Source organism: Pseudomonas indica NBRC 103045 (assembly GCF_002091635.1).
GTDB classification, from domain to species: Bacteria; Pseudomonadota; Gammaproteobacteria; order Pseudomonadales; family Pseudomonadaceae; genus Pseudomonas_M; species Pseudomonas_M indica.
This window is the reverse complement of sequence record NZ_BDAC01000014.1, coordinates 1-12628: the sequence shown is the minus strand read 5'-3', so window position 1 is coordinate 12628 and position 12628 is coordinate 1. Positions and strand designations below refer to the sequence as shown.

9 protein-coding genes are annotated in these 12628 nt (G+C 63.7%); 3 read left to right on the top strand and 6 right to left on the bottom strand.

The window, feature by feature from the left end; all coding sequences use genetic code 11:
- Window positions 1–9: 9 nt before the first annotated feature.
- Genes PIN01S_RS16780 through PIN01S_RS16770 form a run of 3 tightly spaced genes read right to left on the bottom strand, consistent with a single transcriptional unit; the run spans window position 10 to window position 4416 of the window.
- Window positions 10–1419 carry a DNA-processing protein DprA gene (locus tag PIN01S_RS16780; RefSeq protein WP_084337069.1) on the bottom strand — a complete coding sequence of 470 codons (1410 nt, stop codon included), beginning with the start codon at window positions 1417–1419 and terminating at the stop codon, window positions 10–12.
- Window positions 1416–3494 (bottom strand): RecQ family ATP-dependent DNA helicase, encoded by a 2079-nt coding sequence (locus PIN01S_RS16775; RefSeq protein ID WP_084337067.1) that lies wholly within the window; start codon window positions 3492–3494, stop codon window positions 1416–1418. The genes PIN01S_RS16780 and PIN01S_RS16775 overlap by 4 nt, the downstream gene beginning before the upstream one ends.
- Window position 3495: 1 nt before the next feature.
- A complete protein-coding gene (locus PIN01S_RS16770) occupies window positions 3496–4416 on the bottom strand; it encodes a helix-turn-helix transcriptional regulator (RefSeq protein ID WP_084337065.1) in 921 nt (306 codons plus the stop codon).
- 159 nt (window positions 4417–4575) lie between these two features.
- On the opposite strand from PIN01S_RS16770, the gene PIN01S_RS16765 reads away from it, so the two are divergent.
- Genes PIN01S_RS16765 through PIN01S_RS16755 form a run of 3 tightly spaced genes read left to right on the top strand, consistent with a single transcriptional unit; the run spans window position 4576 to window position 7787 of the window.
- Window positions 4576–6453, top strand: coding sequence for an ADP-ribosylglycohydrolase family protein (locus PIN01S_RS16765; RefSeq protein ID WP_244505984.1), 1878 nt, complete (start codon window positions 4576–4578; stop codon window positions 6451–6453).
- A gap of 16 nt (window positions 6454–6469) precedes the next feature.
- Complete coding sequence (locus tag PIN01S_RS16760; protein ID WP_084337063.1) at window positions 6470–6979, top strand: hypothetical protein; 510 nt, start codon at window positions 6470–6472, stop codon at window positions 6977–6979.
- Window positions 6980–7025: 46 nt separating this feature from the next.
- Window positions 7026–7787 carry a hypothetical protein gene (locus tag PIN01S_RS16755; protein WP_212633076.1) on the top strand — a complete coding sequence of 254 codons (762 nt, stop codon included), beginning with the start codon at window positions 7026–7028 and terminating at the stop codon, window positions 7785–7787.
- Window positions 7788–8070: 283 nt separating this feature from the next.
- Here the strand turns inward: PIN01S_RS16755 and PIN01S_RS16750 are convergent, their stop codons facing one another.
- The 3 genes from PIN01S_RS16750 to PIN01S_RS27345 all read right to left on the bottom strand — a co-directional run.
- Window positions 8071–10170 (bottom strand): site-2 protease family protein, encoded by a 2100-nt coding sequence (locus PIN01S_RS16750; protein WP_084337061.1) that lies wholly within the window; start codon window positions 10168–10170, stop codon window positions 8071–8073.
- Window positions 10171–10172: 2 nt separating this feature from the next.
- A complete protein-coding gene (locus tag PIN01S_RS16745) occupies window positions 10173–11477 on the bottom strand; it encodes an efflux RND transporter periplasmic adaptor subunit (protein ID WP_084337059.1) in 1305 nt (434 codons plus the stop codon).
- Window positions 11478–11479: 2 nt separating this feature from the next.
- Window positions 11480–12628, bottom strand: a 1149-nt coding sequence (locus tag PIN01S_RS27345) for a VCBS domain-containing protein (RefSeq protein WP_218024718.1), incomplete at its 5' end; no start/stop codon positions are given.

Here is a 12628-nt window from a genome sequence, read left to right as displayed (position 1 = left end):
CTTCATCAGTTACTCGAACAGCCGCTTTTGCTTGACGATGTAGCCCGCAGGCTTCTTCTGTTTTTCCAATACGCCTTCGTCGACCAGACGCTGCAACCATGCCTTGGCCTGCGCGTTGGAAACGTCCAGCGCAGCCGCTACTTCGGCGTCCTTCTTCGGCGTACTCAGGAGTTGCTGAATCGCTTCGCGTACGGCAGCGAAGAGCACCTCGGCAGGGGTCGATTCCTGCTGCGGCGATTCCTTGGCCTCTTCTTTCGGCGCCACAGCCTCTGGTGTGACTGGCGGCGGTTCTTCCAATGCCGCAGCGGGTGGCTGTGCATCGGAAACAACGTCGACCGGCGCCGATGGCTCGCTCGCGGCCTGAGGCAATGGCGCGGCGTCGGGTGGCAGCGGCGCCGTCGGCTTGGCATCAGCAGACGATGGCTCTTCGTTCGAAAACAGCGCAAAACCAACCTGTGGGGATGCCGTCGGCGTGGGTATCGCCACGTTGAATACGTCCTCGAAGGAATCCACATCTTGCGGGTTCGGCCAGGCAAGTGCGCCTTTCTTTCGTAATCCATCCAATCCGGCGGAAGACTCGCCCGTCGATCGAATGAAGACAGGGACGAACTTGAGTTTGTCGAGCTGTTCGACTGCGCCCGCCCAAGTGCCACCTTTGTTGAGGTCGGAACTGACCACCAGTGAGGTGTCCGCCAATGCATAAATAAGCTTGTTCCGCTGCATGGCGTTGCCCACATTGAACCCGGCACTCGGGTCGTAGGGCGAAATCAGCACCAGTTGCCCATCGAGCAGCAGGTTGCGGTGCTCGCGATTCATGGTGGTCTTTTCCAGACTGTCCGCCAGCACGCCACAAACTTTTCCACCACCCTCGAGCGCGCCACGCATGGCGGCCTGATCTATGCCCTTGGCGCCCCCGGAGACAAGCGTTCTACCTGCCCGAGCAGCAAGCCGGCCAACTGCCATGGTGTAGTCGATGAGGGCGTCATCCACATGGCGCGATCCAACGACGGCAAGCCCGCCGGTTTCGAGCAAAGCCATGTCGCCACAGCCGTAGAGCACTGCCGGGGCGTCTTCGCGCAGGCGGGCCTTCAGACGGCGCGGGTACTCTGCATCGGCACGGCTAACTACCCAGATGGCACGTGCCTGCCAGCGCTCGATCACTTGGCTCAGCAGGAATCCGCGCCCCAGCAATTTCTGCAGGCGGCTCTCGTCAATCACCGGTTGGCACGCACGCAGGATCTCAGCTGCATCCGGCGATAGGAGATCCGCAGGCTGACGCTGGATCTCGCGCAAATGACGCGCGAGACGTTTGTATTCACCAGGCGAGAGCAGATCCGATGACCCAGTGCCTCGTCCGGCAATGAGCGGCGCAGTCAGCAGCAGGATCGCCTGGGTGTTGGGTGAAAGGACTGGCGTCATTCGTCGTGCCCCGTATGTGAAAGGGCCATCGGCCAAACCGCACCGCTACCGCTTTTGCGCAGCAGCCATGCAGACACCGTCAGCGTCCAGCGCGAGTCGACCATGTCATCAACCAGGAGGACCGGGCCGGGAGGAATGGGCTGGCCGTTGAGTGCGAGCGAACCATCAATGTTTCGCGCCTGCTGTGTACTGTTTGCCATCGTTTTCTGTTCGGGCCTTGCGTCTGTTTTTGCGATGACCATATGAAACGGCAGACCCAGCGCAGCAGCCAAGCGTTGCGCGAAATTCGGTACCAATTCGGGATGCCGAAGCGAAGGAACGCAGGTCACCCAGGTCGGGCTCGGCTGCGGATTCCACTCTTGAATCATCTTCACGCACGCAGCAACGAGGTCATCGGAAAAGTGGCCGTCGTGGTATTTGCCCTGTCGAACCAAGCCACCCCAACCGGCATCGCCCCAGACGCAGAGGGCTTTGCCGGGTTGTGCTTGATACGGGATGGTGGACGCGGTGTGAATACCGTACTGCGGCATCCCTCCCGCAGGCCATTTCTTGCGAGGTTCGATAGGCAGGCTTGTGCGACACAGGAATTCCTCGGCTTCCCGAATCAACAATTCATCTACTGCTTCTGACAGCGCAGGCAAAGAAGGTGGGCTCACAGTGCTGGAATCACCATCAAGCGCATCAATCAGAAAGCCCATGTGCTGCCCGAAAGGCCGAGCGACGTACTCCTGCATTTGCTGGAGTTCAGCACGTCTCAATTTGGTGAGCCGGTCTGCTCTTGCCCAAAAACCTTCTCCAAGCTCGGCTGCAGTGAGCTGCCATTTTGTGTTTTGCTTGGCAATCGGTGCTGGCGACTCGAGGGAGAGTGCTGTAATTGTCTTTTCGATACGCCCTTTGCTCATGTTTACGCAGGTCATGAGTTCAGGTATCGAGAGTCCTTCCGGTGCTTCATTTAGTGCCCCCAGGACATCGTCAACCTCTTGGCGCGTTGGGAAGGCACTACGGATAAACCAATCCGTAATTCCCTCTTCTTCATCGCCGCTCAAGAGCACGCCATATGCAGATCTCAAAGCCCTGCCTGCTCGCCCAACTTGCTGGTAATAGGCGACAACTGAACCAGGCATCTGAAAATGGATGACGAACGCGAGGTCCGGTTTGTCGTAGCCCATGCCCAGAGCGGTTGTCGCCACAAGGGCCTTAACCTGATTTTCTTGCAGCGCTTGCTCCAGCTCCTCACGTCGATCCCCCGTCTTGCCTGTGTAGGCTTCTACGGCAAAGCCCTTGGCCTTGAGCCAATCCGCCAGTTGATTGGCGTCGCGGATAGTCAGGGTGTAAATGATGCCGTGACCTGGGAGCGAGTTGAGCTGCTGCGCGATCCATGCCATGCGGACAGCTTGACTGGGTAAGCGCATCGTTTGCAACGTGAGGGAACCCCGATTCAAGTCACCGCGCAGTACTTTCATATTCGGGCCTAGCACAGCCACAAGGTCTTCCATAACCCGGTTGTTTGCAGTTGCCGTTGTTGCCAGCAGGCGCAGATTGGCCGGCAGTGTTCTGGCTATACGCTCCAGCAATCGGTAGTGAGGACGGAAGTCGTGCCCCCAATCGGAGATGCAATGGGCCTCATCGATAACCATCAGCGAAATCTGCCCAGCAATTCCCGCGAGTACCTCAGTGTTAAACCAGTCATTCCCCAGCTTTTCTGGCGCTATCAGCAGAATGTCGACTTCATTCCGGCGGAGCTTGGCTTCAACCGCTTTCCACTCATCCTGGTTATCGGAGTTGATCGTGGCGGCGCGAACCCCCATCCGCTCTGCCGCTGCGATCTGGTTTCGCATCAGCGCCAGCAGCGGCGAGATCAATAACGCCGGGCCGGCTCCAGCTTCCCGCAGCAACTTGGTCGCGATGAAGTAGACAAAGCTCTTGCCCCACCCGGTCTTCTGCACGACCAGCAAGCGGCCTTTGCCTTCGACGATGTGACGAATGGCATCTTCTTGGCCGTCGCGGAAAGTGGCATCGGCGCGTCCGGAGCCGATGCGGAGAAGTTCCAGCGCGCGTTTTGGGTCGTAGGCCACGTTATTGCTCTCCCTTGTTTTGGTCGGGCGAGCGGTACCCCGGCGCCAACACAGCGTTCTTGACGCCGTACAGCGCCAGGTGATCTTTCAGCCAGAGCCTGAATTCATAACCGCGCAGACTGTGGTCCGGAGAGCAGTCCACACTCCACTGCCGCAAGATGTATCCAGCCGTGGCGGCACGCAGCTTCATCCGCAGCACGCCATCTCGCATGCCGTAATCCATCTCGGTGATCTCCGGCCGGGGTTGATCCGGGTGCGGAACGATCTCCAACTCAACAATCCGGGTCCATTGGATGTCCTGATCACTGCGCTCATGGGGCTGCACATCTGCATCTTTCATAAGGACCGGGCGCTTGATCCGGGTGATGACGAAGTCCCGGAACTCCTGGGACTTCCGGTCGAAGGCGCGGACGTGCCAGCGCAGGCCGTTGTCGATCAGCGCGAACGGGACGATGTCCCGTTCGGTGCGACCACTGGAGATGGAGTGGTACTCGATGCCAAGCGGACATTCCTGATGGATCGCCCGGGTCACGCTCGCCAGCACATCCAGATCCGGATGCGTGAGCCGTGACGGGCTCTCGCTGGCCAGCACAGCATTCGTGAATGGGGCCTTGAGCTGCATGGGCTCGCCATCGCCAAAGCCCTGGGTCAGCCACGACAGCACCCGCTCTGGGGGAAAGTCGAAGATGGGCCGGAAGTTCGCCCCAAGGACGTAAGACTTGCCCTTAGGGTCGTAGTCGATGTTGCCCGGTGCCAACTCCTTGTACAGCGCCAAGTCCCTGGATGCGGCGGCGGACTGGATGCCAAACCGCGTGACCAAGTCCTGGCGGCGTATCTCCCCGATGAAGCGCACGCGCAACTCCACGAACGCGAGCCGGTCGCGTTGTGGCTGGGTTAGATCTGCAAGCTGTTCGTTCGACATCCTGGCTGGCTCGTTCGGGTTAGCGAATGCTTGTACGGGTTATTGCGGAAAGTATATGGTCTGTCCTAGAATCTGTCCATGACTCTATTTTGATTTGTGTGTGCGTCGTATTGTGATAACCACAAGCGGCGCAGCGATAAAAGGATCGGTACGGGCGCCATGCAGAATTTCGCAGAGCTTCACCTCAAGCCAGAGACGCTGGCGCGGTACGGGTTGCCGGACATCCCGTACCCCATCCCAGCGGCCGATCTGAAGTCGGCCTTGCTCGACAACGGAGACCTGCCGTTGGCCGCGATGCTGCACGGCCTGCAACAGCGTAGCCGGGATGGGCAGGCCGAATGGCAGCAGCTCGAACCCGCGATGGATCGGCTTGCCGAGCTACTGGCGCCCGACGATGCCCGCGACGTCATCTCCGCTGCCGGTGACCACTGGTGGCTCGAGGTCGGGCCCGTGGAACTCGGCGGCAAACTGGTCACCATCCAACGTGGCGATGCTCTGATCGCTGCCATCACCGCCCGGGACGATGGACGCTTGCGGGTGGCCGCGTTTCGCCCGTTGGACGCCAAGAGCGCGGAGTACCTGATCGGGCTCGGGCAAGTGCCTCACCCTGAGCACGGTGTCTGCATGCGCGAGAACAACTGGGAGTACGCGCTCGACTGCTCTGCGGGCAACGGCAACTACTACGCTGCCGACCGGGGCGAGGCCTACCTGTCCTACTGGGAGAAAGGCCTGGGTATCCGTTGGGATGGCTCCGATATGCCCGAGTGGCGTAAGCAGCTGGACCTCCTCGCCCGGCCCGCCGCTCGCGTCGTCGCAGAGCTGGGCGTCTACTACACCTTGTCCAGCAACGAGGACGAGGAGCCTGTTGCCGATACGGGCGCGGCGGAAGAATTCGAGACACCGGCACCTCCGGCCTGGCGCAGCAAGCGCCAGCAAAAGCGCACGGTCCAGGGGCGGTTTCTGGGCTGCCTACTCGGTGGTGCAGTCGGCGATGCGCTGGGCGCACCGGTTGAGTTCATGAAGCGGACCGAGATTCTGCGTCGCTTCGGCCCGAAGGGAATCACCGAGTACGCACCAGCTTATGGCGGCATGGGGACGATCACCGACGACACGCAGATGACCTTGTTCACCGCCGAGGGGTTAATCCGAGGCTGGGTGCGCGGCTGCTTCAAAGGCATCACGACCTATTCCGGGGTAACGGCGCACGCCTATTTGCGCTGGCTGCAAAGCCAAGGCGAACGCCCGATATGCGACATCGACTTCGGCACCGATGAGCCTGGCTGGCTGTTTCAGCAGCGTCAGCTGCACAGCCGTCGCGCACCGGGCAACACCTGCCTATCGGCCCTGCGGGCGATGAACTCGCTCGGGGAGCTGGCCCGCAACGACAGCAAGGGCTGCGGCGGCGTCATGCGGGTTGCGCCGGTCGGTCTGTTCGCCTGGCGCCTGCGGCAGTACGAATCTCCCCAAGACGCCTTCCGGCTGGGTACCGAGTTGGCTGCGCTGACCCATGGGCACCCGACCGGAGCCCTGACCGGTGGTGTGCTGGCGGTGCTGGTCCTGGCACTGACCGATGGCGCGTCACTGCGCGAGGCATTGGCCGCCGCCAAACGCCTCCTGCGAGCCGAGCCCCGCCACGAAGAGACGTTGCGTGCGATCGAGATGGCTGAGGAGTTAGCCGATTCGGGTTTGCCACATGAAGAAGCCATTGCCCGGCTGGGCCAGGGCTGGATCGCCGAGGAGGCCCTGGCGATCTCCATCTATTGCGCGCTGGTCGCCCGCAATTTCAAACATGGCGTGATCCTGGCCGTGAACCACGATGGTGACTCCGACTCGACCGGAGCCATCGTCGGCAACCTGCTGGGCGCGATGCACGGCGTGAAGGCGATCCCTGCCGAGTGGCTGGAGCCGCTGGAACTGCGCGACGTCATCACCGAATTGGCTGAAGACCTCTACGCCTTCAAGGATTGGGCGATCGGCGAATACAGCGACAACGAAGAGCTGAATCAGCGGATCTGGCGGAAGTACCCGGGATTCTGAGATGGAGTGAACTGGCATGAACGGAAATCAATGGGACCAGTCGGGGGTGCCCCACAAAGGATGGCACTGCGTGGACGTGGTCGACCTGCGGGCCGACGGCGAGTCGGCGGACGAAACCGATTACGCGACCTGCCAGATGTGCGGCAACGAGAAGATCCGCTACGTCCACATCATGGAGCACCCGGATCTGGACGAGAACTTCGACGTCGGGTGCGTCTGCGCCGAGAAGATGAGCGGCGACTACGAGGGGCCGAAACGGCGTGAGGCCAAGTTGCGCAACCGAGCAGCACGTCGAACCCGATGGCTGCAGCGCAAGTGGCGGGTGTCCGCCAAGGGGAACAGCTTCCTGAACGTCGATGGGCACAACCTCGGCGTCCACATGAACAAGTTCAAGCGGTGGGGCTACCGGATCGGCAGCCGGTTCAGCACCAAGACCTACGCGACCAAGGACGAAGCCAAGCTGGCGCTGTTCGATGACTTCTGGGCCGCGACTCAGGATGACGATCGGCTGTGGGCTTCGGACTAATTTCAGCAGGCTGTCGGACCAGCCGTAGACCAGGACACATCAAACAATGAAAACAGACTTCATCGAAAAGTACGCGCCGATTCTCTGTGGGGCGACGCCTCCGGTGGTGCGCGATCCGCGCCTCCTAATGGATGCAAGTGGCGACGTGAAGATCTATTACGCACCGTTCGAGTACATCAATCCGAGTGCGCGGATCGTTCTGGTCGGGATCACTCCGGGCCCCACCCAGATGGTCAATGCCAACAACGAGGCGCGGCGCGCGCTTCAGGCCGGCAAGTCCAGCATGGAGGCGATTCAGGCTGCCAAGAGCGTCGGCGCGTTCAGTGGCGAGCCGTTGCGAAGCAACCTCATCAACCAGCTCAACCATTGGGGCTTCCACAAGTGGCTTGGCCTGACCGATTCGGCCGACCTGTTCTCCACCTCGCGCCACTTGGTGCAGACAACCTCGCTGCTGCGCTATCCGGTGTTCGTCAAGGACGACGACTACCGTGGCTCACCGGACATGACCAAGCACCCCTTGCTGAGGAAGTACCTGCTGGAGAACTTCGCTGCGGAGGTCGAGGAGCTGAAGGACGCCGTGTTCGTCGGTCTCGGGCCGCAGGTCCAGAAGGTGCTGGATCGTCTGATCCAGGAGCGGGTGCTGAATCCCGAACGGGTGATTGGCGGCATGCTGCACCCATCCGGCAACTGCACCTACCGGATCAACTACCTCATCGGCGACAGAAGCGCGCCGATCCCGCACGCCACCAACCCTGTGCCTTACGACCAGGGCCGGCGAGCATTTCGGGAGCGGTTCGTTACCGCCTGATCGAAGGTCGGGTGAGTCGATGCGGACGCGGGTTCAATTCCGCAAACGGGAATCGAACTGGCGTTCTGTCTGATGCGCACGGTTGGTGACCAGGCCGAGGCAGAACTGGTAGGATTGTCGGCAGTAGGGGCTGGATTCCGCACCTTTCCGCAGGAGTTAGCAGCGGTTCTAAGGCGCTGAGTTACATAGGTTTGGCGCAGGGTTCCACCCCACCACCAAAAACGAAACCCCAACCGTCTCCGGTTGGGGTTTTTTCTTGCCCGTTTTCCGGCAGCACCACACTTCAAAGACTCGCCTCGCGCAACAACACCGCAAAGGCATTGCGCAGGTATCGCCAGGCCGGTGCTTCCCAGCCGCCGTGGATGACGACGGTTCCCCGCCAGGAGCGGCCGGCCAGTCTCTCCAGGGGTGGCGCTACCGCCAGCACGACGCGGTAGACGCCTCGCTCGGGAACCCGTTGGCCCCGGCGTTCCCGCACGAGGATGTGGCCGCCGGCCTGTGCCGAGAGCATGCCGTTGGCGAGTACCCGCGTAGCATCCGCGTCGATGTGGCGAACCACCAGATCGAGGCGCCCGCCCTCTCCGCCGTCGCTGACGAAGGCCGCCGTATCGCCCAGGGCGACGCGCTTGACCGCTTCTTCGTCGAGGAAGGTTTCCACCATATACCCCTCCCGGCCGACCAGGAGCGCGATGCGCTCTTTCGAACCGAGCCATTGCCCGGCCTGCAGATCGGGGTCGAGGTCATACAGGTATCCGGCGAACGGGGCCTTGGGCTGGTAGCGCGCCAGTTCTTGGTCCAGGCCAGCGAGCGCGGTTTCGGCGGTAGCGAGCTCTTCCTGGGCGCTTTGCAGGCGGGCGCGGGATTCGCTATCGAAACCCGCGGACGCCGCCAGCCAGCGCAGGCGCTCCACCTGGGCCGCAGCCGCATCACGACGCACCTGGACGTCCGGCGCTGCCAAGCGGACAAGGACTTCGCCCGCTTCGATGACATCCCCCTCGGCATGAGGCAGCGCATCGAGATAGGCTGGCCCCGGCGCATGCACCGGCCAGACCGCTATCGGCCGCAACAGGCCGCTGACGGTAACCCGGCCGGGCCAGGGCAACAGCACCAGCGCCACCAGCAGCAGGGCCACGACCAGACTGATACGGCTGCGCCGCCGGCCGCGAATGGCGGGCCAGCGCTCCTTCCAGGCGCGCAGTTCGTGACGGATCGGCATCAGGATGAACCAGCCGATTTCAACCATGAACAGCAGGATGCCGATAGCCTTGACCGCGAAGTGATAGACCAGCACCGCGATGCCGAGGAAGACCACCAGGCGATACGCCCAGGTCACCCAGGCGAAGGCGACCAGCGCCCGCTCCTTGGCCGGCACGAAGTGCTCGGGGCGCTCTTCGCCCAGATCGAACAACCATTCCCGCAACTTCCAGCGCGCCAGGGCGAAACTGCGCTCGTGCAGGTTGGGCATGTCCAGCCAGTCGGCGAGGATGAAATAGCCATCGAAGCGCATGAAGGGGCTGGCGTTGATCGCCAGGGTGGCGACCCAACTGGTGGTGGCCAGCACGAAGGCCGCCGAGCGCAGCTCCCCGTCCGGCAGCAGGCCCCAGGCCAGGGTCGCCCAGGCGGCCACACCCAGCTCGGTAACGATGCCGGCGGCGGCCACTCGCAAACGCTGCCAGCGGCTGGTCAGACGCCAGGTGTCGTTGGTGTCGGTGTAGGCCATCGGCCAGAGGACCAGGAAAGCCACGCCCATGGTCGGCACCCGGCAGCCCAGGCGCTTCGCGGTGAAGGCATGGCCGAGCTCGTGCAGCAGCTTGACCAGGAATACGGCCACCCCGTAGGCGGCCAGTCCTTGCCAAGTGAAGGTGTCGACCAACGACGCGGTGAAACTGTCCCACTGCCGTGCCACCTGGCCCAGGCCCAGCAGCAGCGCACCCAGCGTCAGCAGGGCAAAGCCACGGCTGTAGAAGCGCCCGGCCACCCCCTGCCAGCGCCCCAGCCAGGCATCGGGACGCACCAGGGGCACGCGGAAGAACAGGTAATGGTGCAGCAGCCACTTGAAACGGCTGCCCTGCATCTGCCCCAGGCGCTCTGCCAGTTTCCGGGCATTGCCGGGACGAGCCTGGAGCAGCTGGTTCTCGCCAAGGAAGCGCGTCACCCGCTCGACGTCCTCGGGCTCGAGCGCGAGGGTCGATTCCTGGCGCACGCTCTCGACGATCGCCTGGGCATCGGCGAACGACCAGCGACGCAGGACCTCGAAGGTGGGCCAGTCGATGTTGAAGAAACGGTTGCGGGCCGGGTCGTGCAACGTCCAGCTTGGCTGGCCGTCGGCCAAGGCCGGGCCGGGCATCAGGGCCAGCTCCTCGCGCAGCAGGGGCCAATTCATGCTCACCATCCGGTCGCCGCGCGCAGGCTGGCCAGCGGCCTGCGCAGCGCCCAATAGCCAAGCGGCACCCAGCGCCCGCTGAACTTGGCGGTGCCCTTGAGTCCTACCCTGTGCTCGGTGGGCGAAGCCAGCCGGGCGCGGACGCGGTAGGCGTAGGTTCCGTCGGGCCGCTCCACCGCATCGTGGGCGAAATAACGCAACGTCGCATCGACCGGCGCCAGCGGGCTGGCGTTAAGGTGCAAGGCGACCCGGCTGCCGTCGGCCAGCGGGATGGCATCGGCCAGCGAGACCCAGGCTTCGACCTCCACATCCTGCGGCGCGGCAATGCGCATGATGCGCTCGCCGACGGTGACTGGCCGACCGATCCACTCGGATGGGTCGTCGAACAAGGCGATGCCATCGCGGGGGGCGAGCACGCGGGCCCGCTGCAACTGCTCGGTTCCGTAGGCGACCTCGGCACGCTTCTCCTCGATCTTTCCGGTGAGCACTGCCAGTTGCGCCTTCGCACGTGGGTCGGAAAGCGCCTGCTGCGCCGCCTGGCGGTATTCGGTCTCGGCCGTGGCCAACGCCTGTTGCGCCACATCAAGACGGTTCTGGATCAGCGCCTCATCGAAGCCGAACAGCGGCTGGCCCTGGTGGACCGCCTCGTTGGGCTGCACGTGAAAGGTATCGATCACGCCCTCGAGCGGCGCCCGGATGACCGCCGGGTTGGCCGGCACCAGCTCACCGGGGGCCAGCACCGTCAGGCGGACAGGAACGAGCGCAAGCACGCCGAGGGCGATTGCCCAGCGCCACGGGCGCCAGCCACGGGGGGTCTTCTGCGCATCGCGCCGCCAGAAGGCCCAGCCCCGCCGGGACATCTGGCGGGCTTGCCAGGCGTGGTGCCAGATACCGGCCCACTCGGTGAGCAGAGCCAGCTCAGGGTCGCGCCAGGGCAGATCACGCGCCAGCAGCACGCCGGCGTCCCCGCCCAACGGCAGCCAGAGCGCTTCGGACGGCAACCATTCATCCCACTCGCGGGCCAGCGCATCCGGCAGCGCCGCCCGCTCGACAACGCGGGCCTCGGGCTCCTGGATCAGCTGTCGACCGAGCGCGTCGAGCCAGAGGGCGTAAGGCACGTTGGCCTCGACCTGCACCACGCCGGACAGGGCCCGCACGCCCTTGTCGGCGGTCCAGAACGCCGCCTGCCGGTAAGGCGCCAGGGCGTGACTGTCGTTGACCAGCAGGAACTGCAGCTCGCTGAGCGACTCGGCCTGGCGGGCCTGACGGCCCAGCTCGAGCAGGGCAGCAAGCGGAGACCGCTCCATCGCTAGTCCACCTTGGCCCCGGCCCGGACGTCGGAGGGCACCTGGCCTGTGGACATTGCCCGTACCTGAGCCTCCGCTGAACGCAGGGCAGCGGCCTGGCGCAGTTGATCCGAGAGTCCGCCGCGGCTACCCGCTGCGGCTGCCCGGTGATCGCCCACATTGAAGCGGAACAGAGCACTGGCCTCACGTCCCTGGCTATCGCGGGCCACCACCTTGATGTTCAGCTCGCCCCGGTAACCGGCCGGGGCGACCAGTTCGAACTTGCCGCTGCGTGGGTCGAAGCGCACCCAAGCGGGGAGCCGTTGACCATTGGCCAACGTGGCGCTGAGCAGGATGCGCTCGTTCGGATCGGTGTGGGCGAACGCATCGTAGGGCACCGAGAAGCTGGTCTGGGTCTCCGTTTCGGCGTATTGATCCGCAATGCCGTGATACAGGCTCAGGCGCGGCTGGGGCGCCTCGATCACCAGCATCTGGAAACCGCCACGCTGGGTATAGAGTTCGTAATAATCGCCACGTGCCTGCAGCAACAGATCCAGCTCGCGGCTCTGCACGGCGGCGACCAGCGGCGGCGCAACGGGCGAAGGCGCGGACAGGTTGTTCGCCGGCAGCACTGTGGCGTTGAACGGGGTCGGCGGCGCTGGCGGCGCAACCGGATCGGGAATGGCCGGAGCCGGTATCGGGGCTGGCGCAGGCTGCGGCGGGGTCACCAGCACCGGCGGCGGCTCCACCGGTGGCCGGGCGGCCGGGACCACGGGTTCGTCCAACCCCTGCACCACAACCGTCACCGTGGTCGAACTCCCGTCAAGGGTCGTGACAGTGAAGGTCTCGAGCCGGGTATCGCCCGTGCCGAGCGCCTGCACGACCGGATCGGCATTGTTCAGCTCGTAGCGCCAGAAACCGGCGGCATCGATGCTGAACTGCCCATACAAGCCGGGCATGGCAGTCTGCGCCACGATAATGGCTTCTCCCTGATCCCCGTCCGCCACGCTGACACGGCCCTCCGAACTGAAGCGAGCGTCCTCCTGAACATAGCCCTGCCTGCCGCCAGGTGCGAATACCGCAGCATCGTTCACACCGTGGATGGTCACGGTAATCGTGTGCTGCGTACCGTCCAGCGTGCTCACGGTGAAAGTTTCGACCTTGGTTTCTCC

What these genes read in the sequence shown, in the direction of transcription:
- PIN01S_RS16755 (WP_212633076.1), top strand. Translation starts at nt 7,026, where the DNA reads ATGAAAACAGACTTCATCGAAAAGTACGCGCCGATTCTCTGTGGGGCG.
- PIN01S_RS16760 (WP_084337063.1), top strand. Translation starts at nt 6,470, where the DNA reads ATGAACGGAAATCAATGGGACCAGTCGGGGGTGCCCCACAAAGGATGG.
- PIN01S_RS16765 (WP_244505984.1), top strand. Translation starts at nt 4,576, where the DNA reads ATGCAGAATTTCGCAGAGCTTCACCTCAAGCCAGAGACGCTGGCGCGG.
- PIN01S_RS16750 (WP_084337061.1), bottom strand. Translation starts at nt 10,170, where the DNA reads ATGAATTGGCCCCTGCTGCGCGAGGAGCTGGCCCTGATGCCCGGCCCG.
- PIN01S_RS16780 (WP_084337069.1), bottom strand. Translation starts at nt 1,419, where the DNA reads ATGACGCCAGTCCTTTCACCCAACACCCAGGCGATCCTGCTGCTGACT.
- PIN01S_RS16770 (WP_084337065.1), bottom strand. Translation starts at nt 4,416, where the DNA reads ATGTCGAACGAACAGCTTGCAGATCTAACCCAGCCACAACGCGACCGG.
- PIN01S_RS16745 (WP_084337059.1), bottom strand. Translation starts at nt 11,477, where the DNA reads ATGGAGCGGTCTCCGCTTGCTGCCCTGCTCGAGCTGGGCCGTCAGGCC.